This is a genomic window from Eisenibacter elegans DSM 3317, assembly GCF_000430505.1.
Lineage (GTDB): Bacteria > Bacteroidota > Bacteroidia > Cytophagales > Microscillaceae > Eisenibacter > Eisenibacter elegans.
Genome location: NZ_AUMD01000011.1, coordinates 595,350 through 618,277 on the forward strand (window position 1 = coordinate 595,350; position 22,928 = coordinate 618,277).

Annotated in this window: 21 protein-coding genes; 9 read left to right on the top strand and 12 right to left on the bottom strand. The window is 48.6% G+C overall.

The window, feature by feature from the left end; all coding sequences use genetic code 11:
- Window positions 1–287: 287 nt before the first annotated feature.
- Both G499_RS20870 and G499_RS18530 read right to left on the bottom strand, forming a co-directional pair.
- Window positions 288–1,010 (bottom strand): hypothetical protein, encoded by a 723-nt coding sequence (locus tag G499_RS20870; RefSeq protein WP_154658295.1) that lies wholly within the window; start codon window positions 1,008–1,010, stop codon window positions 288–290.
- Window positions 1,011–1,336: 326 nt separating this feature from the next.
- Window positions 1,337–2,551 carry an alpha/beta hydrolase family protein gene (locus tag G499_RS18530; protein ID WP_035726298.1) on the bottom strand — a complete coding sequence of 405 codons (1,215 nt, stop codon included), beginning with the start codon at window positions 2,549–2,551 and terminating at the stop codon, window positions 1,337–1,339.
- Between the two features lie 220 nt (window positions 2,552–2,771).
- Between G499_RS18530 and G499_RS21425 the strand changes: the two genes are divergently transcribed.
- The 3 genes from G499_RS21425 (at window position 2,772) to G499_RS0103315 (ending at window position 5,205) form a co-directional block, all read left to right on the top strand.
- Entirely contained in the window at window positions 2,772–3,215 is a 444-nt protein-coding gene (locus G499_RS21425) for an FtsB family cell division protein (protein ID WP_081413625.1), read from the top strand.
- Window positions 3,216–3,289: 74 nt separating this feature from the next.
- A complete protein-coding gene (locus G499_RS0103310) occupies window positions 3,290–3,694 on the top strand; it encodes an STAS/SEC14 domain-containing protein (protein ID WP_026998769.1) in 405 nt (134 codons plus the stop codon).
- Between the two features lie 80 nt (window positions 3,695–3,774).
- The gene (locus G499_RS0103315; RefSeq protein WP_161627684.1) at window positions 3,775–5,205 is read left to right on the top strand and encodes a tetratricopeptide repeat protein; all 1,431 of its coding nucleotides are present in this window, start codon (window positions 3,775–3,777) and stop codon (window positions 5,203–5,205) included.
- 60 nt (window positions 5,206–5,265) lie between these two features.
- Here G499_RS0103315 and G499_RS0103320 read toward each other — a convergent pair whose 3' ends face one another.
- Window positions 5,266–5,808: a DUF2911 domain-containing protein gene (locus G499_RS0103320; RefSeq protein WP_026998771.1), complete on the bottom strand. Its 543-nt coding sequence runs from the start codon at window positions 5,806–5,808 to the stop codon at window positions 5,266–5,268.
- 231 nt (window positions 5,809–6,039) lie between these two features.
- Between G499_RS0103320 and G499_RS20875 the strand changes: the two genes are divergently transcribed.
- On the top strand, window positions 6,040–7,992 hold the full coding sequence (locus G499_RS20875; RefSeq protein ID WP_081413616.1) for a T9SS type B sorting domain-containing protein: 1,953 nt from the start codon (window positions 6,040–6,042) through the stop codon (window positions 7,990–7,992).
- 17 nt (window positions 7,993–8,009) lie between these two features.
- A complete protein-coding gene (locus tag G499_RS0103330; RefSeq protein ID WP_026998773.1) occupies window positions 8,010–8,924 on the top strand; it encodes a bile acid:sodium symporter family protein in 915 nt (304 codons plus the stop codon).
- 21 nt (window positions 8,925–8,945) lie between these two features.
- Here G499_RS0103330 and G499_RS0103335 read toward each other — a convergent pair whose 3' ends face one another.
- The 3 genes from G499_RS0103335 to lepB form a co-directional block, all read right to left on the bottom strand.
- Entirely contained in the window at window positions 8,946–9,593 is a 648-nt protein-coding gene (locus tag G499_RS0103335; RefSeq protein ID WP_026998774.1) for an AlbA family DNA-binding domain-containing protein, read from the bottom strand.
- A gap of 146 nt (window positions 9,594–9,739) precedes the next feature.
- Window positions 9,740–10,267 carry a hypothetical protein gene (locus G499_RS20880; protein WP_051295866.1) on the bottom strand — a complete coding sequence of 176 codons (528 nt, stop codon included), beginning with the start codon at window positions 10,265–10,267 and terminating at the stop codon, window positions 9,740–9,742.
- Window positions 10,268–10,682: 415 nt separating this feature from the next.
- Entirely contained in the window at window positions 10,683–11,807 is a 1,125-nt protein-coding gene (gene lepB / locus G499_RS0103345; protein WP_026998775.1) for a signal peptidase I, read from the bottom strand.
- Between the two features lie 355 nt (window positions 11,808–12,162).
- Here lepB and G499_RS18550 point away from each other — a divergent pair, with 355 nt between their 5' ends.
- Complete coding sequence (locus tag G499_RS18550) at window positions 12,163–13,269, top strand: M23 family metallopeptidase (RefSeq protein WP_026998776.1); 1,107 nt, start codon at window positions 12,163–12,165, stop codon at window positions 13,267–13,269.
- Between the two features lie 68 nt (window positions 13,270–13,337).
- Window positions 13,338–13,511, top strand: coding sequence for a hypothetical protein (locus tag G499_RS21670; RefSeq protein ID WP_154658297.1), 174 nt, complete (start codon window positions 13,338–13,340; stop codon window positions 13,509–13,511).
- Between the two features lie 207 nt (window positions 13,512–13,718).
- On the opposite strand, the gene G499_RS0103365 is transcribed toward G499_RS21670, so the two are convergent.
- The 5 genes from G499_RS0103365 to G499_RS0103385 all read right to left on the bottom strand — a co-directional run bounded on the left by G499_RS0103365 (window position 13,719) and on the right by G499_RS0103385 (window position 18,645).
- Complete coding sequence (locus G499_RS0103365) at window positions 13,719–13,976, bottom strand: hypothetical protein (RefSeq protein WP_026998777.1); 258 nt, start codon at window positions 13,974–13,976, stop codon at window positions 13,719–13,721.
- Window positions 13,977–14,158: 182 nt separating this feature from the next.
- Window positions 14,159–14,875 (bottom strand): hypothetical protein, encoded by a 717-nt coding sequence (locus G499_RS0103370; RefSeq protein WP_035726501.1) that lies wholly within the window; start codon window positions 14,873–14,875, stop codon window positions 14,159–14,161.
- Between the two features lie 70 nt (window positions 14,876–14,945).
- Entirely contained in the window at window positions 14,946–15,848 is a 903-nt protein-coding gene (locus tag G499_RS0103375; protein WP_026998779.1) for a histone deacetylase family protein, read from the bottom strand.
- A 35-nt stretch (window positions 15,849–15,883) separates the two neighbouring features.
- The gene (gene bioA / locus G499_RS0103380; RefSeq protein ID WP_035726303.1) at window positions 15,884–17,215 is read right to left on the bottom strand and encodes an adenosylmethionine--8-amino-7-oxononanoate transaminase; all 1,332 of its coding nucleotides are present in this window, start codon (window positions 17,213–17,215) and stop codon (window positions 15,884–15,886) included.
- Window positions 17,216–17,370: 155 nt separating this feature from the next.
- Window positions 17,371–18,645 (bottom strand): adenylosuccinate synthase, encoded by a 1,275-nt coding sequence (locus tag G499_RS0103385; RefSeq protein ID WP_026998781.1) that lies wholly within the window; start codon window positions 18,643–18,645, stop codon window positions 17,371–17,373.
- Window positions 18,646–18,824: 179 nt separating this feature from the next.
- Here G499_RS0103385 and G499_RS0103395 point away from each other — a divergent pair, with 179 nt between their 5' ends.
- Window positions 18,825–19,775, top strand: coding sequence for an alpha/beta fold hydrolase (locus tag G499_RS0103395; RefSeq protein ID WP_051295867.1), 951 nt, complete (start codon window positions 18,825–18,827; stop codon window positions 19,773–19,775).
- Between the two features lie 263 nt (window positions 19,776–20,038).
- Here the strand turns inward: G499_RS0103395 and lpxB are convergent, their stop codons facing one another.
- Window positions 20,039–21,151 (bottom strand): lipid-A-disaccharide synthase, encoded by a 1,113-nt coding sequence (gene lpxB / locus G499_RS0103400; protein WP_026998783.1) that lies wholly within the window; start codon window positions 21,149–21,151, stop codon window positions 20,039–20,041.
- A gap of 585 nt (window positions 21,152–21,736) precedes the next feature.
- Between lpxB and G499_RS0103405 the strand changes: the two genes are divergently transcribed.
- Window positions 21,737–22,849, top strand: coding sequence for a glycosyltransferase family 4 protein (locus tag G499_RS0103405; RefSeq protein ID WP_026998784.1), 1,113 nt, complete (start codon window positions 21,737–21,739; stop codon window positions 22,847–22,849).
- The last annotated feature ends 79 nt before the right edge of the window (window positions 22,850–22,928 follow it).

The following is a 22,928-nucleotide window of genomic DNA, read 5'->3' on the forward strand; positions in this document are numbered from 1 at the left end:
AGCACTCATCAAAACTTTATACTTAAAAATAAGTAGATACCATCTGTTTGCCTTGCTATGGTTGTTTTTTTTAAAACTTTATTGCTAACACGCATGTATCTATGCAAAGGTTATTTAGTTGCACGCTGAACTTGGAATAACCAAATAAAAAAACAAGATGGATTTTTGATATGGGTATTAGAGCTTGTCTAAATTTTCAGCGCGGCACTCAAAACAGCTGATTTTGGTGTCGATGAAGAGAATTTTAGACAAGTTCTTAAGCCTGTGTGGCGTTGCGTTGAAAGATGTTAGCGTTTAGGTGAGCAGCCTTGCTCAAAAAACGCGGCAGCCACCAAGGTATAATTCGTATTGCCTCGGTAGGCATAACGTAGGCCGTGTGGGAAGGCTCTCTGATTGACCCAAGCATCTACTTTGGATATGGGAGCTGCCAGCCCTAGGTTGTAGGAGGCCGCATAAAACCGGAGCTTAGCCAACTCGCTGTCGAAGGTTTTGTGGGCATATCGCGCCTCTAGGGCAAGATAAAATGCTGCTAAGTACCGAAACTGCCACAGTTGATCGTTGAGGCGCTCAATGCGTAGGCGGCGTTGTTCTTCCAGCGATACTTTGGGATAGGCCAATAGTTTGGGCTGTAGCTTTTCCAAAGCCTCTGCAAAAGAGGGCTTCATCTGAAAGACCCCGATAGAAAAGTCGGCGTAAGCAGTACCATATTGCACATAGAGCCACTGTAGAGTCGTGGTTTCGGCTAGATTTTGTAGACTATGGTATCGCAACATTTCGGGAAAAGCAATAGCAACAATAAATCGCTGTTGTGTGGGAGTAAATGCTTCTAAGGCCTCTTGTTGGATGGCGGCTTGGGTCTGAAGCCAATCACAGGCCCACTGCCAACGCCAATGCTGGGGCTGATGCCAGTCTTCGGCAGACTGTGCAGACAGGGCTTGCGCCCAGACAACCCAAACCAAGGCACAAACCCGAGGGATACTCAAAAAATAACGTGAAAGCAGTTGCATCATTTAACCAAAACGCAAAAGACACAGATTTCTGCTCAAATTATGCCAAGATTCACCGGACTTGAGTATTTACCCAATTTGATTTCTTTGATGCCAAAGCCCTAGCCTACAAGTAGTCCTGAGTAATTTGTTCCAGAGGCTACTCAAAAGGCCTCAACAAGGCAACACGCCGGCAGTGATTGATGTCTCGTCCAATTCACCATAAAACATAGGATGCTAATGGCGTGCGAGCGGTTTGGAGACTGGGCCTGCCAACGTGTTACAACTGTGGGCTATACGCTTTTGAGGGAGAAACCTTGTGTGCGTAAATAGTTGGTACAAAGACTACGTTAAAAACGCTTGAAAAAGCTGTAAGTGCTCAAGATATATGCCGGAACAGTAGTAAAATGATTGCCTCCCGGGATAGGAATCAGCTCAACATTGTTAGCGCCTCGTGCGCGCATGGCGTTGAGCGCATCTTGGGAGTTGAAAATAGGCACATAGTCGTCGGCAGTGCCGTGTACCATTTGGATAGGCGCTTGAGGCCGCCAGTCAAACACATTGTTGGCTGCCAAGGCAGCATTGAGGGCAGGGTTGGTATCGTTGGCAATCTGATTCCGGAAATTGTCCGTAAACAAGATGGTGGGGTTTAGGCTGATGGCCGGCGGCGCTAGCCCTATGAGCAAGCGGGGGCTGGGTACGGCGGCGATATTGGCCGCATAAGGAGCATTGTACACATCTGTGGTGCTCAGGTTGAGGTTGAAGTAGCGGTTATACACATTCAACACCCAAATGTAGGTAGATAAGAAAGCCAAATTGGTGTTTTGGCTGGCTACATACTTGGCAAAGGCGGTTTTGTTGTGTGCGCCTGCGCCGGGAGCACTGGCCGTTACCCGAAACTCACTGCTGAGGTTCTCCTCTAGGTATTTGTGCATGGCCATCGTGGCTGTGCCCCCTTGGGAATAACCCGTAAGAAAGAGCTTACCATTGAGCGCTACTTTACGGATGTTGCAAAACTCCCGCACAGCACGCAACATATCGATACAGGTGGTGGCCGTAATGGTAGATACTTCGTAGGGGTGGTCTTGGTCTGCCGAAACACCATAGCCCAAGTAATCGGGGGCGGCAAGTACATATCCCGAAGAGGCCAAGAAGCTACCTGTTTGGAATGCCTCACTCTGGCGATTGTAGCTAGAGGGTACTTGTTGGGGGTTGGTAATGGTGCCGTGTTGTTGGCTCAACAAACCCACAGGCACAGAAGCTCGCGGTACAATCATCGCCCCTGAAGCCTGTACTGCATTGCCGTTGAAGTCTTTGGTATTGTATACCACCTTATACACATCAATGTCATACACCAAAAAGCGGCCAAAGGCCTCCAAGTCTGCGCTGGTCTCTGCCAAGTCTGCTCTCAGCGCTGCGGTGGTATAAGATTTAATCAGGGTAGCTTCTACCAGAAACTCCCCCCTTAATGGTGCCTCTTCGTCCTTGGGCTTACATTGCCAGAGTACCAAGCCCAGCAAGGCGAGATAAATACTGTAACGAATAAACTGTAGGTACTTTTGCATAAGTATTAGGTGTTAAAGGTTAGATTAATAAAATAGTTGGGAGTTAATCGCGCTCAATGTACAAAAAAAATCACAAAATAATAACAACAGCTTTATATTCGGCTTTGTTTGGCATCCAAAGGAAGATATGGATAAAAAGCAGGGCAAACTTCTTATTTTTGAACCAAAACAGTACATTTGTGAACAATTGCGCCGCGTGGCTAAAACTTATCTTGTGTATATGGCAACTTCTTCTGACAACAAACAAATCTCTACCAGTGCTTTTTTGCGTGCCCTAGCCCAAGACTGGCGCGAACGCCTACAAGGGGTTTCGTGGCAACGATGGCTGTTGCCCAGCTTTGCGCGCAACTTCTATTTTGTCAGTGCGGTACTTTTTATCTTATGGATGCTTTTTTTTGATAGTAATGACTTCTTCACCCAACGCGAACGCAAACAGCGGCTGGAGCAATTGCAACGAGAACAGGTTTTTTATCAAAAAGAAATCAAACGCATAGAAACACAGCAAAATCGCCTCTCTAGCAACAAAAACGCTCTCGAACGATTTGCCCGAGAAAAATACTATTTCAAAAAACCCAACGAAGAGGTTTATGTAATCGTTACTAATCAAGAGGTAGGGGGGATAGCCGAAGAAGGAGCTAAAATGAGGCTGATACGTATCAAATAGCTTGTGAGTGGTTGTCCCGACCTTACCCGGACAGAAACCTATTCTACAAGCTCTACTAAAATATCTTTGGTAGTATGAGTATTTACCAAACACTCAACACAATCATTTGGCACGATGAAGGAGCCAAACGGCTGCGCTTAGTCTGGCGTGGGGTGATCCAAGGTGCTGATTATCGCGAAGGGTTACACCGGCTACTTTCGCTCTCATTGGAACGGGAAGCGCAAAACTGGCTGATTGACCAACGTGAGCGCACGGGAATGGCGCTGCCTACAGACATCCAGTGGCTCACACAGGAGTTTATCCCGTTGGCGGCGGCAATGTTGGGCGCGCAGTTGCGGATGGCCGTCCTCAGGTCTACTAGCTTAGAAAGCCACCAACACGAAACCGTCATCCAACAAGGACTAAAACTGATAGACAAACCCCCTACCATCGCTTTTTTTGATACCGAAGCAGAAGCCGTTCAGTGGCTCGGTGGATAGATGCTGCCCTGAAAATTAGGAAAATCCTGAGTGTATGGCTATTTTTCGGATGTATTGACACCTATGAAATGGCCAAGCCCATGACACCAAAACCTATAAGCCGGATACTCTTCTTCTGGGGAATCATTCTTTGTGTATTTTGTCAACAGTCGTCGTTGTTGGCGCAACGTATCTCCACAGAAGAAATTCAAAGTATTATTGATGAGGCGCCTACTGATGAGGCGGTCATACAGCGGCTCGAACAGCTCTTGCCCGAAATGCTCCCCTCTATTGAGCAGGTCTTTATCCTGAACCAACTAACCCTCTACCTTACCGAAACCCGCCCCGAAAAGGCGCTTCAATATGCCCAACAGGCACTAAAAGCCGCCCAAAAGCTGGATTATGAAGCGGGCGAAGGGTATAGCCTTCGCGGAATGGGGGAGGTCTATACAGTCTTAGGAAAGTACACACAGGCTACCCAAGCCTATCAAAAGGCTTTGCGTATTTTCAAGACCATCGATGACCAATACAACACAGCCTACGCCCATAGCGGAATTGGGTTGAGTTGTTATTACGAAGGGCGCTATCAGGAGGCTCTCAATGCGTACCAAAAGGCTTTTGTGGTTTTTGAAAAAATGGGCGACCTCGAAGGTCAAGCCGATGTACACAACAAAACCGGGGTGCTCTACTATGCCACAGCTAGTTATGCCGAGGCGCTCAAAGAGTATTTGGCAGCCTATAAGCTCAATCAGACCTTGGCCGATGATTATGGCAGCGCACTCGTGCTCAACAATATTGGCTCAGTATACCAACAGCTGAACCAGCCTGATAAGGCACTGAGCTACTTTGAAGCTTCGCTGGAGTATTGCCGAAAACTCAACTACCAGGCCGGTATCGCGCAGGCGCTCAACAATCTTGGAGCCGTATATGACCAACGCAGCCAACCTGAAAAAGCCCTAGCCCAGCACTTAGAGGCGCTCAATATCGCCCAACAACTCAATGATCCTTATACGCAGGCAGTTACGCGGAGTAATGTAGGCAATATCTACGAAAAAATGGGGAAAACCACTTTGGCCCTCGAACACCTGCTGCAAGCCCTGCACTTGCGTGAAAAAATTGGTGACCCACGTGGCACGGCAGCTTCTCTCAACCGCATAGCGCAATTGTATGCCAACCAAGCTGATGAAGCCCAAGCGCTGGTGTATTTCAAAAAAGGTTTGCGAATTTCATCCGAAATAGGAGCCGCCGATTTGACAATGGAGGCGTACCAAAGTTTGGCCGCCCTTTACGAACGGCTGCACAACAACCCAAAGGCCGAGCAGTATCGACGCTATTACCAAAACTTAAAAGACTCGCTAGACCTTGCTAGCTCAGAAGTAGAGTTGGCTCAACTAAAAACCCCTATCCTCAATACTACAACCCTCAAATCGTGGTCTAAAAACCTGACTTGGTGGATAATAGGCTTGGGAATAGGGGGATTGTTGACGCTATTGGGACTGGCGATTGTCTGGAAAAAAAGGAAAAACAACTAACGAGTTTGGATGGATGATTCAATCCGAATTCGTCAATCTAAACTCGTCAATCCGGAATCATTAATTGAAAGTTACTGGGATTCTGACCAATGTCTGGTCCCAAGTTACGAGGATACGTGCACCACCTTGTGCTTCTTCAATCACGATGGTCAGCGCCTCATAGGTATCATCGATACGCTCTGTGGGCACATCAAAAATAGCTACATTTTTACTCTCATCATATTGATAAGCGCCCCACTGGCCCAAATCACTATTGATGATAATCGTCCATTTGTCTTTCTCGGGGATACTGAAGAGCGTATATGTTCCGGCTTTGATGCGTTTGCCCCCTAACACAATATCTTTGTTGGTGGTGATTTCGGTGGCTTCATTGGCTCCGGTACGCCATATTTTGCCATAAGGCACTAGCGATCCAAAAATTTCGCGGTTACGCTTATAAGGTTGCCCATAAGTAATCTTGAGATAGGTATCGTTTACACGAAGTGTAGTAATGTTAAAAGGACTTTGTTTTGCCTTAGGTTCGATTACTTTTTGTGCTTGAAGCGCGTTTGTGCTTATCAATAAGGCAATTAGCAGGAAGAGGGAGCTGAGGCTTTTTTTCATAAGGCATCAAAATTTATTGATTGTGTGTTCGTTGATGTATTGTAATGAAGCAAAAGCGGGTAGCAATTAGTTCCCCACCGAAGCGCTTTCTCATCAAACAACGCAACAAAGGACGTGGATGTTTTATTGAAAAGCCCCTACTTCCTTGCTTTGCACAAAAATTGCTTACTTTTGTTGGTAATAGAAGCTGCTTACAAGCCTTCATCCTGATTGCAACTCTACTTGATACTTATGCCCTCATTTGTGATACAATTGCGTCGTGTTCTAGTCTCAACACTATGTTGGCTTTGGTTGGGTTTTACGGCAGTATTTGCCCAAACAGCCTGTTTTACGGCAGCCGGTGTAGACAATGGTGTACAGCGCGGCTGTGCTCCCTTTACTATCAGTGTAACGGACTGTAGCGGCAGCCCTGCCACGAAGGTCTACAAATTTTCGGATGCAGAGGGCTTTGTATCGCGTACTACCCACACGTATACTACCCCCGGACGTTATTCCATCACCCAAGCCCTGAGCATAGGTGGCCAAGGCGACAGTGTCCGCCGCAACGAATACATCGAAGTCTTGCCTTCACCCCCACCACAGTTTATCGCCACAGTCTGTGAGGGGCGGGAGGTATCGCTCGAAATCACCGACCGGCAGTACGAAACCTACCAAATCAATTGGGGTGATGGCTCTCCCATACAGACGGTCAACCGCGATGCCGGAGCCATACGACATACTTACCCTTCTACGGCAACTTTTGCCTTGCGCGTTACGGGCAACTATGTGCCTGGTGGCTGTGGTGGCGAAAATGCCCAACTCATCAACCCCATCAATGTCATCACGCAACCCCTGTTGGAGCAGGTACAGGTATTGGGCAGCAACAGGGTCAGCCTACGTTTCCCTACAGACAGCAACTTCGTGTATGCTGTAGAGCTAAGCATTGACAACGGAACAACTTTTGTAGACCTAGTCCGCTTTGCCGGCACAGGTTTCGCACAGATATATACTGCTGAAGCGCTTAACACCACACAGCCTTTGTATTTCCGAGTACGTGCTTTTGATGCTTGTGGAGCCACCAATGTATCGCCTGTGGTAGCCACTATAAGGCTTCAGGCTCAAGCCCAAGACAGTCAGAACGCCATCACGTGGCCGGTATATCCGCTGCCCGATTTCGGAGAGTATATCTTATTGCGCAATGGCAACCTCTTGGCCATCATCAACAATGTCAATCAGACTAGCTATGTCGATACAGCCATTATCTGTACAGAGCGTTATTGTTATAGCCTACAAGTCAACACACAAGGGGTCAATATGGCTGAATCTCTGTCAGACACCAGCTGCGTGCGGGCCTTTTCTAGTACCATTCCCCCCATTATCACACAGGGCGAAGGAAGTGTAGAAGACAACCGGCGTGTGCTCTTGCAGTGGCAAGTAGGCGCGGTGCCCGGTATACGTCGCTATGAAGTCATCCGTTACACTACCAATATCCGCAACAACGAAACCCGTATAGATACCATTATCGTGGCCGACGACCGACCCACATTGTTAGACGAAAACGCCAATTTTAACAATGGCTTCAACCGTTTTTGCTATCAAATCCGGTATACCAATGTTTGCGGCAATACAGCCTCATTTGCGCCAATTATCTGTCCTGTGTCTTTGCGAATAGAGCGACTTTCGGGCTTGCAACTGAGCCTAGCGTGGACAGACTACCGCAATACCGAGAGCAGTCTTGAGAGTTATGTAGTCGAAAAACTTGACGAAAACGACCAAGTATTTGAAACTATCCCCATCGGCGGGCTGAATTTTTTTATCGAAAACGTAATCGACACGGAGCGCCAAATTACTCGCTATCGCATCCGCAGCCTTGTAGGTGGAGCTGCTGCCGGGCAAATGATTTATTCTAATATTGTCACGGTAGAGCAACCCTTCCGCTTATTTTTCCCCAATGCCTTCAGCCCCAATGGCGATGGTCTGAATGATGTATTTGCCGCCAAAGGATTGTTTGTAGCCAGCTATCGGCTGATGATTTACAACCGTGCAGGGCAACTGGTGTTCCAAACAACGGACTTTGAGCAAGGATGGGACGGCTCCATCAACGGGCGCGAAGCGCAGGCCGACCTCTACATCTATACGGCGGAAGCCGAAGACCGGAGAGGGCAGAAGTTTCAAACCAAGGGTACTTTTACACTGATTCGATAGTACACTGGTATACAAATATGATAGCTACGACTTTTTTTTCTACTATTCTGCTACCCTTTGTTTTGGCGATGATTATGCTCGGAATGGGGCTTTCGCTCACCACAAAGGATTTTATCAATATCTTTGCCCGACCCAAGGCCCTGGCTTGGGGCTTGACTTGTCAGCTCATACTCCTTCCCTTGATAGCCTTGGTGATTGCGCGTATTTCGGGGCTTTCGCCGGAGTTGCAGGTAGGAATTGTCTTGATTGCGGCCTGCCCGGGAGGTGCCGTATCTAACCTCATCACACACTTACTGGGTGGAGCCTTGGCCTTGTCTGTATCAATGACTACGGTCAACAGCTTTATCACAATGTTTACCATCCCTGTTATCATCAAAACAGCGCTTTGGCTCTTGATGGACAGTACCCAAGGGCAGGAAATAGTGCTCCCTTTCTGGACAACTTTGGCGCAGGTGATGAGTACTACCGTGTTGCCCTGTGTCTTGGGGATTTATATCCGCCAGCGCAACGAGACAGTGGCGCTTCGGTTGGAGCGCCCGCTCAAGGTCGCAATGCCTTCTATTTTGGCATTGGTAATGATTGCGGCTATTTTTCTGGAAGAGGGAGAGGGCATCAGCCTGACTACCCGCGATTATTGGGAGGTAAGTGGGTTTGCATTCTTGCTCAATATAGCTGGAATGCTTTTGGGCTATTGGAGTGCGGCGTGGTTGGGGTTTGTTCCCAAAGTACAGATGACCATCGCCATCGAAGTAGGGCTACAGAACACTGGAATGGCCATCTTTATCGCTACAAGCCGACTAATGCTCAACAATCAAACAATGGCTATTCCGGCTTCTATCTATGCGTTGTTTACTTTTTTCACGGCCATTGGTTTTGGTTGGCTGGTTTCAAGAAACCACATCCAGCAAGAACGTAAACTAGAAGCCAAATAAATAACAGGTTGGGGGCTAGGCTCAAGAATCGGCCACCTGAAATACATCTTGGTTTTCGCTAGGCAGAATCTGCAGGACCTTCGAGAGCACCAGCAACACCAAGGTTCGGGAAGCCACCCGCCTAGGGATGTTGGCCGTATTGGCAAAATCATCAACGGTAATGGATTGGTGTTGCTCTAGGTAGCGCATCAGTAGACGCTCTTTTTGGCCAAATTCAAACTGAAAATTGCGCCCGCTGTTGGCGCTTTTTAGAATTTCGCGCATTTCCCTACTGGCTTTTACGCTCTTGTCATCTATCCGAATATAGGCCGTACGAGCGCGGGTATGAGCATTTTCGGCTACATAATGAGGTAATACCTCCCCCCTAGCAATATGAAAGACCAATACTTCGCGGGTATCGTCAATAAGGACACGCTCCAGCTGGTAGTCTATTGGGGGGAAACATTGGTTTTCGATGGCACGTGTGAGGACGTATTCGTCCTCACGGGGGTATTTGAGCCCCTTGATGGTCTTGTCGTCGGCTACTCCTATCAACAAAATACCGCCTTCTGTATTGGCAAAAGCGACCACCTCGCGGATGATTTTTTCTGGGTGATTCGCCTTTAGCTTGAACTCCAGCTGTTTACCTTCTCCTTGACGAACTAGTTTTTTGAGCTGTACGAGTTCCATAGTTTCAGATGTGGTATATCACCCAATATAACGAAAAACCTGCCAATTGTCTTGGCTAGTTGGCTTAAATTTTAGCGAAATTACCAAATATTTGGCACAAAAAAAGCCCTGCCTAGCAGAGCTTTTTATACAAAGTTGTGGCAGGGTTAGAAGTTGACGCGGATGCTAAATCCTCCATCAAACCATACCCAAGCTGGGGCGGGAGTGAGCTCGATATAGGGCCCCAAGTCCAAACCCAAAGAGATTGGGGTAGAGGGGATGAAATACTCGATGCCGATCATTCCGGTAAGGCCGAGGTTACCTGTTTGGTATTCGCGGCGCTCACGGCGGTTCCAATAGCGGCGAGAGCCAACTTGACCACCGACACCGGCATACCATTCCAGCCCATCAACACCACTGATTTGGTTTTGCCAGAGGTAGTTGACCATTAGTACGAGACCGGGGCGGTACTCATACTCGTCGCGCCAGTAACGTCGGCCACGGTGGTATCCGTATCCGTTGCCGCCCAAAACAAAGTCTAGGGCGTTTCCGTTGCTGAGATATTTTTTCACATTGATACCGGTAGGCTCACCTAGGCGTAGACCTACGGCAATGTTTTTTGATTGGGCTTGGGTAGCCAATGGGAATAATGCCAGCAAACCAACCAGCAACAACAGGGTACGTATTGTTTTCATAGTTTATAAATCGTTTGAAGTCGCAAAAATAAGGATAATACACGGCCTACATCGATAAAACGTCGTTTTTTTTCGATGAATAACTTATCGCATTATTTTTTCAAAAAAATCATTGCAAAACACAACCTTTAAAATAGCACGACGTATAATAAAAAAACCAAGCTGAAAATCAACTTGGCTTTTTGCTCTACTAAACCTATTATCAAAACTAATCAACCTAAATCATTAAATTATCTGCAATACCTTTTGTGGCATATGATGCAAATGAATTCAAATCAGCATTAACTAGGCTACAAATATAGCTGTTCAACCATCAAAAGTCAAAGCATTTTAACAAAAAAACTTGCCCCTGTGTTAAAAGGAACAAGTTTTTTTGTATTTTGCTGGTCTTTGCCCGAATGAGGTTTTCGGTTTTTTATTTGGTGAAATTGGTCTTAAACCAACGATTCCATCGAATTCGTTTGGAGAGGGGCTTGTTGTAAGCCATTGACAACCAAACGACCGCTGCTTTGCCAATAATATGGTCATGGGGCACAAAGCCCCAGAAGCGAGAGTCGAGAGAGTTGTGGCGGTTGTCCCCCATCATAAAATAATAGTCTTGTTTGAAGGTATATTGTTTGACGGGAGCGCCATCGATGAGCAATTGATTGTTTTCGATGCTTACTTTCCGGTGGTTTTCATACTTTTGAATCACCTCTCCATAGAGGGCAAGGTTCTTGGCGTTGATCTCGATTTGCATTCCTTTCTTGGGCAAGACCAAGGGGCCGAAGTTGTCTTTATTCCAAGCAAAGTCAGGGTGATGAGGATATACTGACGCATCATAGTTGTCGGGTTTTTGGATGTTTTTGACCACACGAACCACATTGCCCACATTTTTGAGCTGCTCGGCAGTAGCTTCGCTGATGTGCATCAGATAGCCTTCTTGGTCGCCGTCAATAAACTTGCTGTATTCGGTAATGTTGTACTTATCAAAAAAGAGCTCATTGATATTGCCCTTGGTATAAACAAGATACAAGAATTGCAAATGTTGGGGGTTTTCTTGGGCTTTGCCGTTGATAAACACTTGAGTATCTTTAATTTGCAGGGTATCACCAGCTACCGCCACACAGCGTTTGATGTAGTTGATTTTGAGGTCAGTAGGGTGGCCCAACGAGTCGGCGGGGAAGTTAAAAACAACTTCGTGTCCTTTTTTGACACTGCTAATGCCCGGTAGGCGATACATAGGCAACTGAATCCAGGTGAGGTAAGAGGGGATACCGGTTCCCCAAAACTGGTGGTCGGTCAGGGGGAAGTGGAGCAAAGTCTGTGGGGTGCGCGCACCATAATGGTATTTGCTCACAAACAAAAAGTCGCCCACCAACAGCGAGCCTTCCATAGAAGAGGTTGGGATGGTGTAGGCTGTCAGTAGTAGCCAGCGGATCAATGTAGCAAAAAAGACTGCCGCAATGATGGATTTACCCCATTCTTTGGCCGATTGTTGCCAAGTTTTTGGTGTTTCGGGGGCTTTTTCAGCAGCGTCCTTGTTTTTTTTCTTAAACATAACAAGCTCTAATAAGGTGAAAGGCACAGGCCTTTGGTTAGGAGGGGAGTGATAATGTATAGTGTTGTTGTGAGGGCGACCAACCAAGGTATTTTTGCGTTTGGGTGTACAGCAAGGCTGTAGATTCCTTCGGCAGGTACTTCATTACAACAAATAGGTAGGGTACAAAAATAGTGAATCTGCTAGGAAAGCTTGCAATGGATTGTTTTTTTTTCGGCAGTCGGGGTTAGCCTCAGGTAAAAACACTAAAAATATACTATTTTAGGTACATTGGTCTAGGCTAGTACTACGTTTGTGATTAAGATTTTCTATTTTTGCACACCACACCTGAGACGAGTGTGCTAATTTTTGTGATATGAGGTTTTTACAGATTATTCTGGTTAGTTTTTGGCTTTTCGGCAGTTGTTTGGGCAACAGCTCAGGGCTTTATGCCCAAGGCTCAGAGCCAGAGAAAAAGGGGGAAAACAAAAGATTTGATGGCCAACAGAAAATCATTATCCCCGCGCAAACACGCGACACGCTGCGCAGAGGTGCTGAAAATAATACCAAACTCAGCCCCGAAGAGTCGGCTCAGCAGTTGCTCGATGCGGTCGATATGGGCTATGAGTCTCAAGACGATTTGCGCAAGGCCTATGAGTCCTTTCAATTATACAAAACCACGGCCTTGGTACGAGAAGATACCAACAGCATTCGACATTTTGAAAACCAAGTAGTGGCGGTCTCAAGGGAGATGAAAATTGACTGTGTATGGGTAAAGCTAGAGGATTATTACCAAATATGGGATGCGACCTACATCAACCCCTATCAGCGCAGCGCGGCTAGCTTCAACCAGTCAAAAGAAATACAGTTATTTGATGGAGAAAAAGGCCTGCTTTGGGCATCTCCTCTAGAAAAGACTTTCATTACCTCTGGTTTTGGCCCACGCTGGGGGCACTTTCACGGAGGGATAGATTTACAACTCAATGTCGGCACCCCTATTTATGCGGCTTTTGACGGAATTGTACGTATTTCTACCTTCAACAGGGGGTATGGCAATTATGTGGTACTGAGGCACTATAACGGCCTCGAAACACTCTATGGCCATATGAGCGCTCTCAAAGTCCGCTCCGGCCAAGAGGTCAAAGCGGGGCAATTGATAGGGCTTGGAGGGAGTACAGGCTGGAGTACCGGGCCTCACCTACACTTCGAGACACTCTATGCAGGGCATACCTTCAACCCACTGGAGATTTATAATATCAATCAACGCTTTCAACTACGCTCGGACAAGTTTGTCCTCCTTCCACAACATTTTGCGCATTTGGGCAATAAAATGCGCCTGACGCTTTACCACCAAGTAGTGCCGGGGGAAACGCTCCAGACTATCAGCCACAAATACAATGTACCGGTTACGGTATTGGCACAAATCAACCAACTGACTACCTCTACCACGCTGAGAGTAGGGCAACGCCTGCGCATCCGCTAATGGCCATATAGAGGGAATTAAGGACTAATTTTCAAATCCTCCAAAGTCTGGGAAGACCTTGGAGGATTTTGTGTTATTACGGCTTAGTGTATGTAGCGTTCACAGTAGCAGGGACGGTTTTTTTGCCCGCCGGAGGCCGTAATGGTAGCGCTGAGGCTCGAAGCATTGACAGTTACTTGTTGCCAAACGCCGCCGTGCTCTTGTTTGCTGAGCGTCAGCGTACGGGCTTCGGCATTGGCTGACTAGCTACTGGTATCGGTACTACCTCCGGGTAGGGTTACGGTATAGCTGTTGTCGGGGGCGTAGCTCAAGGCGCTGAACGACAAAGCTGCTGCGCACATCACTACCGCTTTGGGCAGCGCTCCTTACCGTGAAGATTTGATTGGTACTAGCAATAGGGGAGCTGATATTGGTTTGGGTGATTGAAAACTGATTGGCATTGGCTCCGCTCAAATGAAGCTGCCCGCAGCACCAGAGAGAACCAAGTCAGCAGCTCCGGTACTTTGTAAGAGGAAGTCGTGGGAAGAGATAGCCCCCACCGCAGTATTTCCAAAAGTAAAAGTACCCCCAGAAGCTATAGTAGCGAAATTCTGCTGGATGTTCATCTGAGGGAATTTGAGCACCGTCAAGTTGAACACAAAATCGTTGTTGCCATAGCGCAAGCACAAGTGCCCATTGACAAAGGCGGGCAGCCCCAAATAACGCATGCCATTGCCTGTAGGCTGTGGTAGGATACTCAGGCTATTGCCGTCATATTTGGCCAGACTGCCGGTACCGTTTTTGCTAATTGTACACTGCCACTATGCCACACAAAAAAAGCCCCACCAACAGTGATGTTGATAAGGCCGATAGGGCAGGCTATTTTGTGGGACAATAGTTCGCCCGAAAACTATTGCCGCAATAATACTGCTTTGGTAATACCCCGTAGGTCGGTATCCATTTCGTAGTAAATTTTGAAGGCATTGTCTATGCGGTCAGCATCGGTAATATTGGGAAAGCGGACATAGCTTGTGCCCTCGCCCGGAGGCCACGCTGCTGAGGAAATCTCAAATTGCACCTTGCCTTGGCTTACAGCAATCTTGGTGATATTAAGTGTATTGGTATTGCCACTGGTGAGCCTAGCCGCGACAAAAGTCCCCCTTTCGATGATGCCGGTGTTGGGGTTGAGCCTCGCAACGAGGCTGACCTTAGGCCCGCCACCCGATCCATAACTATTGTTATACACCCCCTGAAAGGCGTTGCTAGCCACTTGGCGGCGTTGGATAGCGCCGGCATCATTGCTACCCCCATCGACTGTAAAGACTACCCAAGGGTTTTGGGCTTCATCAAGGGTAACGAGCACTGCTCGTCCGTCTACTGGTGTATTTTCATAGACCAAGCGCCACTGCTCTTGACCTTGGGCATTTACTTTGCGCACAAAAGGATTCTGGTTGATACTCGTTGCTTGGTCAAAGCCGACCGTATAGACATTTCCTTGCGCATCGGTTACGGTGTTGGTACTAGTGAGGTTGGCCGTATCGGGGGCAGGGTCTTCGTTGTTTTTCTTACGATTGCAGGCTGTAGAGGCCACTAAAAGCATAAGGCAGAAAGGGATGAGATATTTCATATAGTTCAGATTGGTAATACTGTACAGATATACTGTTTTTTTGCCACAAGGTTGTACCAATATGAGTGATTCAAAAGAACAGCTCTTGTGCCAATCGAAAGGTTTGGGTATGTGCATCGACAATGGTCGCCACACGCGGGGAGTATCCGCCGCCCATACTGACCACTACCGGCACGCGGTGCTGGCGGCAAGTGGCCAATACAAGTCGGTCTCTCTCGGCGCAGCCCTGCATGCTCAGGCCGAGCCTGCCGAGCTTGTCTGTCGCCAACACATCTACCCCAGCTTGGAAGAAGACCATATCAGGCTGTACCTCGTCCATCAGGCGGGGTAAGGCTTCGCGCAGCAGGCCGAGGTAGTGCGCGTCGTCGGTATGGTCGGGCAGGCCAATGTCCCAGTCGGAGTGTTCCTTGCGCAGGGGGTAGTTGTGTTGGCCGTGCATACTGAAGGTAAATACCTCGGGGCGGTGGCCAAATATTTCGGCAGTACCATTACCTTGGTGTACGTCAAGATCGATGATAAGCGCCTGACGAATGCGCCCTTGGTCGAGCAAGGTCTGGGCTGCAATGGCCATATCGTTGAGGAGGCAGAAGCCCTCGGGGCGGTTGGTGAAGGCGTGGTGTGTACCGCCGGCAATATTCATCGCAATACCATATTGGAGCGCAAAGTGCGCACAGTCGAGCGTGCCTTGGGCAATGGTAATCTCACGCTGTATCAGTTCCTCAGAAAGCGGAAAACCCGAACGGCGCACATCGGCAGGGCTGAGGGTCTGATTGCGTAGGCGCTCCCAATAGTCGGGGAGGTGTACCCGCACAATATCGGCCTCGGGCAGAGGCTGGGGGCTGAAAAAATTAGCCTCGGTAGCCAGCCCTTCATAGCGTAGCTGCTCGGGGAGCAACTGGTACTTCTCCATCGGAAAGCGATGCTTAGGAGGCAAGGGTAAGACATAACAGGGGTTCCAAGCAATTTTGAGCATAACTAACAAACCAGTCAGTGGGTATAAATGTTGGTCTAAGCTCCAAAGCGTTCGTCCAAAAGCTGTCCAATCACGCGATAGATGCGCTCCAGCTCTTCGTTGGTGATGATATAAGGCGGCAATACATACAGCACATTGCCCAAGGGGCGCAGCAAAATATCTTTGCTCAGGAAATAATCATAGAGCCAGCTGCGCGCCTCATTAAAGTAGGAGGTTTCGCGGTCGGTATCGATTTCGAGCGCCACAATGGTACCAAAGTGCCGTGCTTGACGAATGGCAGGGTGTTGGCGCATAGTTTGGGCAAAGGCAGCCTGTTTGGCACTGATGCGTTCGATATCGCGTTGGCAGTTGGCCGTAAGCAACAGGTCAAGGCTGGCATTGGCCGCCGCACAGGCCAGCGGGTTGGCGGTGAAGGAGTGTCCGTGGAAGAAAGTCTTGGCCAGCTCCGCAGCTTTGAAAGCCTCAAAAATGCGGCCAGTACAACTCGTTACGCCTAGTGCCAAAGTACCGCCTGTCAGGCCTTTGGAAAGACAGAGGATATCTGGCTTGAGCGTACAATATTCGGAGGCAAATAGCTTTCCGGTTCGCCCAAAACCAGTCATTACCTCGTCGGCAATGGTGATGATATCGTAGCGGGCGGCAATCCCCAGTAGTTTATCCAGAATCTCAGGGCTATACATCCGCATTCCCGAAGCTCCTTGGATGAGCGGCTCATAAATAAAAGCCCCCACCTCGCCAGTGGCTGCAAGGGTTTCAAACTCAGCAATTACCTGAGCAGCACGGGCACAATCTTGGTGGTGTGTTTGGCTAGCGCCGCAGCAGGGGCTTTGACTACAGGTAGGGAAGGGGAGGTGGTATACCTCAAAAAGATAGGGGTCAAAAGGAGCCGAAAAAGGGCTACGGTCGCCGACCGACATTGCGCCGAAGGTATCGCCGTGGTAGCCTCCGTCTAGCGCTACAATGCGCGGCTTGCGGATGCCTTGGTTGTGCCAATATTGAAAAGCCATCTTGATGCCTACTTCACAGGCCGTACTACCATTGTCGGAGTAGAAAATTTTCTCCTGATTATCAGGCAAAATCGCCAACAGGCGCTCGGCCAAGGTTACGGCAGGCTCGTGTGTAAAGCCCGCAAAGATGACGTGCTCCAGCTTGAGCGCTTGTGTCGCGAGGCTCTGAGCGATATGGGGGTGGCTGTGCCCGTGTAGATTGACCCACCACGAGCTAATGGCATCCAGAATCTCACGCCCTTCGGCAGTGTAGAGATATACCCCTTGGGCATGGCTGAGCGGAATGACCTTGCTCACCTCGGTATAGGGGGTAAAAGGGTGCCAGATGTATTGTTGGTCTTTGTGCGCGAGTGAGTCCATCAGTTTTGATACCAAGAGTTATTTGATTGGAGGATTTACTCGATTAGATTGATAATAGGCTTGTGTGAGACTAAAAGGAGAGCTTGAGTCAACCTAACCCACGGCGAACACCGTGGGTTTCGAAAATATCCAGTAGCGTGTGTATGGTGTAAGCCTTAGCGCTTGATGGTTTGGGTACGGTCAGGGCCAATAGATACCAAGGTAATCGGTACACCTACGGCAGCCTCGATAAAGGCGATATACTGGCAGAGCGCCTCGGGTAGTTGGTCAAACTGACGGAAGGCCTCTAGGTCGCAGTTCCAGCCTTCGAGAGTTTGGTAGACAGGCGTAACATCTGTTTGGAGCATATCAAAAGGCACTTGCTCGGTGAGGCTGCCATCGGGGAGGCGGTAGTGAGTGCAGACTTGTATTTGCTCAAAGCTATTGAGTACGTCGGCCTTCATCATATAGAGTTGGGTAACGCCATTGAGCATGACAGCGTATTTGAGCGCCGGTAGGTCGAGCCATCCGCAGCGGCGCTCGCGCCCGGTAGTAGCGCCAAACTCACGCCCGATGGCACGGATTTGAGCGCCGGTGTCGTTGTCTTGCTCAGTCGGGAAGGGGCCGCTGCCCACACGGGTACAGTAGGCCTTGAAAATCCCCAATACTTCGCCCACGTGTTTGGGAGCAAGGCCGAGACCGGCAAAAGCACCCATAGCCGTGGTGTTGGAACTAGTAACGAAGGGGTAAGACCCAAAGTCCACATCGAGCAGGGTACCTTGTGCGCCTTCGGCCAAGATTGTCTTTCCTTGCTGAAGCGCATCGTTGAGGAGATACTCAGTATCGGCCAAGTTGAGACTGCGCAAAGCTTCGATGCCCTTCCAGAAGGCCTCTTCTTGGGCACTGAGGTCTTGGCAGTCAAAAGCCAAGTTTTTGATAATTTGGAGATGCAGTGTTTTGAGCTTCTGATAACGTTGCTCAAAATCAGGGCTTAGAATGTCGCCCACGCGAAGGCCTTGGCGGCCTATTTTATCTTGATAAGTAGGGCCTATGCCGCGCAAAGTCGATCCTATTTTGGATGCCCCCTTGGCCTGCTCTTGAGCCGCATCGAGGTATTTGTGGGTAGGGAGAATAAGGTGCGCCTTTTTGGAGATAAAGAGGTTGGCACGGACATCAATCCCAAACTTCTCGACCAGCGCATCAAGCTCTTTCTTGAAAACCACTGGGTCGAGCACGACACCATTGCCGACAATGTTTTGGATTTCGGTGCGGAAAATGCCCGAAGGCACTTGGTGGAGGACGTGTTTGATGCCATCAAACTCTAGGGTGTGCCCAGCGTTGGGGCCGCCCTGAAAGCGCGCCACCACTTGGTATTGGGGTGCCAGAAAGTCTACGATTTTGCCCTTGCCCTCGTCGCCCCATTGTAGACCGAGTAATATATCGACTGCCATAAAATGAACTATGAACGATAGAATATGAATGATGAACTATGAAGTGAAGTATGAATCAGATAACCCCCCAACGAGTTGGTTGGAGGGTCGAAAAGCCTCAAAGGATGTAAAGATGGCACATAGTTTGGTAATAATCAAGCAATTTGACGACGGAATCTAACCCCACCCAAACCCCTCCGATGAATATGTTACACCCTTTACGCACGTTGTGCCTTGTTTTTTGTTTTTGTAGTGCCGTACTGATGGCCCAAGAGTCCTCATTCAGTTTCGACCAGTTGGAGTACCCCTTCGACACCCGTCTGACCACCCTGAGTGACGGCCTCAAGCTCGCCTCTATCGAAAGTGGCAAGGGCAAACAAACCCTCGTCTTTATACACGGCTTGGGAAGCTACGCCAAAGCTTGGCAGCCCAACATGGCGGAGTTGCAGGCAAAATACCGCTGTATTGCCCTCGACCTGCCGGGCTATGGCAAGTCCGACAAGCCTGCCGAGCAGACCTATGACCTTCCCTATTACGTTGCCCAGATTGCCGACTTTATCCGTATCCGCAAACTCAAGCAAGTAGTATTGGTAGGGCATTCGATGGGCGGGCAAATTGCCATGCTCACTGCCCTCACACACCCTGACTTGGTGCGGCGCCTTGTTCTAGTCGCACCCGCAGGCTTGGAGCTTTTCAATGACAACGAAGCCCAAATGCTGACCGGATTTACCAAGCCCGAAGCCATTGCAGCCACCTCCGACGAACAAATTCTCGAAAACCTAAAACTCAATTTCGTTACCCTACCCGAGGCGGCTAAGTATATGCACCAAGACCGTGTAAAAATGAAGCAAGCCTCTGATTTTGCGCAATATGCCAAGGCTGTGTCGGACAATGTCCGTGGCATGCTTGAAGCTCCCGTCTATGAGCGCTTAGGCGAACTAAAACAGCCTACCTTACTGCTCTTTGGCAAACAAGACCGCCTTATCCCCAATGCTTTTTTGCATCCCAATCTCACCACCGAACAGGTAGCCCAAGAGGGAGCCAAACGCATCCCCAATGCCACCCTCACGCTTATCGATGAGGCAGGACACTTTGTGGGCTTCGAAAAAGCCACCGCAGTCAATCAGGCCATACAAGCGTTTCTGAAATGAGTGTGGGCTGTCAACAGGATGGCAAAATCCCTAACGTCAGGGTTTAACATCAAAATCAGGGAAGCGCTGAGATTATCAGATTTCACAACTTCAATCTGTGTGTTTGTGATGTGAAATCAGCCTCGGATAAACGAATAAAAACAAACGTCGGGCATTCGTGGCGAAATTTGGGTTTCCCCTAGCCTTCGCCTCAAAACAGATAACAGCAAAAGAAAGCCACCAGCCGTCCCAAGTTTTTGGGGATGGCTGGTATCCGAGTTGTGTTATTTTTCGTTCAGATACTGCCACATTTTCTTTGCAGCTTTGCTGGAGGCGCCGGGCTCCCCCATTTGGCTCAGTAGGTGTGCATAGCCATCTTGCACAGCCTTTCGTCCCGGGTTGTTGGGCAAGATACGTTTCAGTTCTTCCCGTAGGCGTTCGGGGCGAAACTCGTGTTGAATCAACTCAGTAACGACGGGCTTATTGGCAATCAGGTTGACAAGCGAAATATAAGGTACTCGAATCAGGGTCTTGATGATGCGGTAAGTGAGCGCGCTAGTTCGGTAAACCACCACCTGAGGCACGCCAAAAAGTGCTGTTTCTAGCGTGGCCGTCCCCGAAGTTACCACTGCCGCCGTTGCTTCCGAGAGTAGGTCATAGGTCTCTTCAAATACCAAGTGTATACCTTCGGTGTGTTGAGCGGCTTTGTAGAGACTTGGTGGAAGGTTGTTAACGCCTGCTATCACAAACTGATAGTCAGGGAATTGGCTTCGGATGCGCAATACATCTCCCAAGACAGCCTTAACTTCTTGGAAACGGCTACCCGGCAATACTGCGACAATTGGAGCTTCCGAAAGCTGATGCCGCTGCCGGAAGTCTGCCGAAGGCCGGAAGTTGTGGATAGCATCCCAGATGGGGTTGCCCACATAGTCTACTTCGTAGTCGAAACGTTTGAAAAACGCCACCTCAAAAGGCAAAATCACAAACATCCGTGAGACAAAGCGTTTGATTTTGTAGGCGCGCTTGGTGTTCCAAGCCCACACCTTGGGAGAGATATAATAAAACACCGGAATGCCGTGTGCCTTGGCAAACTTGGCCATTCGCATATTGAACCCCGCATAATCTACAAGGATGAGCACATCGGGGCGGTGCGCCAGCAAATCGGCCTGACATTGCCGCATAAACTTACGGATAGTGCCGAGGTTTTTCAATACCTCCCAAAAGCCCATAAAGGCCATATCGCGATAATGCTGTACCAGTTCGCCAGCCACAGCCTCCATCTGGTCGCCACCCCAGCAGCGAAAATTAGCCGCAGAATCTTCTTCTTTGAGTGCCCGCATTAGGTTGGCAGCGTGCATATCACCGGAGCGCTCTCCGGCTATGAGGTAGTATTTCATATTCTGTTGAGGTTATACTCGATGGAAATTATACCAAGATTTGATTTTCTTGACTCTCAAGGACTTTCAGTACTTGGCTCTCCCAAACCAATTTTGACGAGGTATAGTTTGGGGAAATTATGCGCTAAAAATCATCGAGCGTCAAGTAAATCTCGCAATAGCATCGTCGGAGGCTTGTGTGCGATGCTCACACCACCGAACAGAGGAGTCACAAAAGCCCGTATGTATCCCACAAGGTTCTGCTTCGGTCAGCACACAAACATACACAGCTACGACCAAGCAAACAGCAAAAAACACGATTATTTGTGAAGGCTAGATAATGCCAGTAAGAAATTATAAAGAAATATTGGTGTAAGATAAATGATGTATATGCTAAAATCACGGATTCATTGTAGCTTTGTAGCGAAATATGGTACGGCTATTGGTAAGGGACTAGTCAAGGGAGTGGACACTTTTTTGTGCCTATGTACATAAACCTCCAAAAGCACCGTTATACACCAAGGTAGTGGAAAAGCATAGGCTTACAAAAGCAACACGACAACCCACTGCCCAAGCTCATCATACATTCAAGCTAGGATATCTGACATGAAAGTCGCTATTGTACTGAATACATCTTGGAACATTTATAATTTCAGACGAGGCCTTGTAGAGGCAATATTGGCCGAAGGGCACGAAGTAGTGGCAATAGCCCCTAAAGACGAATATGTACAACATTTGCTGGCCATCGGCTGCCAATACTATCCTGTACAGCTGAACAACAAGGGAACCAACCCCCTGCAAGATGTTTTCTACCTACACCAACTCTATCGCGCCTATCGCAAACTGAAGCCCGATTTGGTCTTGCAGTTTACCATCAAACCCAATATCTACGGTACTTTGGCGGCAGCCTTGCTGGGTATCCCGACCATCAACAATGTTTGTGGATTGGGTACTGTTTTTTTGCGCGATGGTTTCTCTTCTTCGGTGGCCAAATGGCTCTACAAATGGGCATTTAGGTATCCTCACAAGGTGTTCTTTCAGAATGAAGACGACCTACAGGTGTTTTTGGAACAAAAGCTCATCTCGCCAGAGCTAACAGCGCTCATCCCCGGATCGGGGTTGCCTTTGGAGCGGTTTATGCCTGAGCCAATGCCTGAAAATGAGGAATTTACATTTTTGATGGTAGCCCGTCTTATTTATGACAAAGGCATTGTAGAGTATGTAGAAGCCGCCCGCCTACTCAAGGCTCAAGGCTTTCGGGCGCGCTTTCAGCTTTTAGGTGCCATAGAAGAACAAAAGGGCTTGGGTATCAGCCGAGGCCAACTAGAGGCTTGGGTGGCAGAGGGGCTGGTAGAATATCTCGGCACTACCGACCGCGTACAACAGGTCATTGCGTTGGCCGACGCAGTGGTGTTGCCTTCGTACCGTGAGGGAACGCCTCGCGCCTTGCTCGAAGCCGCCGGAATGGCCAAGCCGCTCATTACAACCAATATCGCCGGCTGCCGACAAACTGTTACCGATGGCTACAACGGCTTTTTGTGTGAGGTCAAAAATGCCACAGACCTAGCCGAAAAGATGCAGGCTATGATTCAGCTCAGCCCCGAAGCTAGAGCCACAATGGGTCAAAATAGCCGATATAAGGTAGAGCAGGAGTTTGACGAGAAAATTGTGCTCAATGCCTACCTGCGCCTTGTACGAAATTATGCCCAATCTGCATAAAAAACGCAAGACACCAACCGCAAAAGGGGGTTGTGATTGTAGCCTTTTTGATGTAGCTTTGCTCAAGCTGCTAAGCATA

Bases quoted from the DNA above. Each gene is read 5' to 3' on its own strand.
- G499_RS21425 (WP_081413625.1), top strand. From the start codon at position 2,772: ATGGCAACTTCTTCTGACAACAAACAAATCTCTACCAGTGCTTTTTTG.
- G499_RS0103375 (WP_026998779.1), bottom strand. From the start codon at position 15,848: ATGCTCAAAATTGCTTGGAACCCCTGTTATGTCTTACCCTTGCCTCCT.
- G499_RS20880 (WP_051295866.1), bottom strand. From the start codon at position 10,267: ATGAAAACAATACGTACCCTGTTGTTGCTGGTTGGTTTGCTGGCATTA.
- G499_RS0103405 (WP_026998784.1), top strand. From the start codon at position 21,737: ATGAAAGTCGCTATTGTACTGAATACATCTTGGAACATTTATAATTTC.
- lpxB (WP_026998783.1), bottom strand. From the start codon at position 21,151: ATGAAATACTACCTCATAGCCGGAGAGCGCTCCGGTGATATGCACGCT.
- G499_RS0103330 (WP_026998773.1), top strand. From the start codon at position 8,010: ATGATAGCTACGACTTTTTTTTCTACTATTCTGCTACCCTTTGTTTTG.
- G499_RS0103310 (WP_026998769.1), top strand. From the start codon at position 3,290: ATGAGTATTTACCAAACACTCAACACAATCATTTGGCACGATGAAGGA.
- G499_RS0103370 (WP_035726501.1), bottom strand. From the start codon at position 14,875: ATGAAATATCTCATCCCTTTCTGCCTTATGCTTTTAGTGGCCTCTACA.
- G499_RS0103385 (WP_026998781.1), bottom strand. From the start codon at position 18,645: ATGGCAGTCGATATATTACTCGGTCTACAATGGGGCGACGAGGGCAAG.
- G499_RS0103335 (WP_026998774.1), bottom strand. From the start codon at position 9,593: ATGGAACTCGTACAGCTCAAAAAACTAGTTCGTCAAGGAGAAGGTAAA.
- G499_RS20870 (WP_154658295.1), bottom strand. From the start codon at position 1,010: ATGATGCAACTGCTTTCACGTTATTTTTTGAGTATCCCTCGGGTTTGT.
- G499_RS0103320 (WP_026998771.1), bottom strand. From the start codon at position 5,808: ATGAAAAAAAGCCTCAGCTCCCTCTTCCTGCTAATTGCCTTATTGATA.
- G499_RS0103395 (WP_051295867.1), top strand. From the start codon at position 18,825: ATGAATATGTTACACCCTTTACGCACGTTGTGCCTTGTTTTTTGTTTT.
- bioA (WP_035726303.1), bottom strand. From the start codon at position 17,215: ATGGACTCACTCGCGCACAAAGACCAACAATACATCTGGCACCCTTTT.
- G499_RS18530 (WP_035726298.1), bottom strand. From the start codon at position 2,551: ATGCAAAAGTACCTACAGTTTATTCGTTACAGTATTTATCTCGCCTTG.
- lepB (WP_026998775.1), bottom strand. From the start codon at position 11,807: ATGTTTAAGAAAAAAAACAAGGACGCTGCTGAAAAAGCCCCCGAAACA.
- G499_RS0103315 (WP_161627684.1), top strand. From the start codon at position 3,775: ATGACACCAAAACCTATAAGCCGGATACTCTTCTTCTGGGGAATCATT.
- G499_RS18550 (WP_026998776.1), top strand. From the start codon at position 12,163: ATGAGGTTTTTACAGATTATTCTGGTTAGTTTTTGGCTTTTCGGCAGT.
- G499_RS20875 (WP_081413616.1), top strand. From the start codon at position 6,040: ATGCCCTCATTTGTGATACAATTGCGTCGTGTTCTAGTCTCAACACTA.
- G499_RS0103365 (WP_026998777.1), bottom strand. From the start codon at position 13,976: ATGCGTTATTTGGGGCTGCCCGCCTTTGTCAATGGGCACTTGTGCTTG.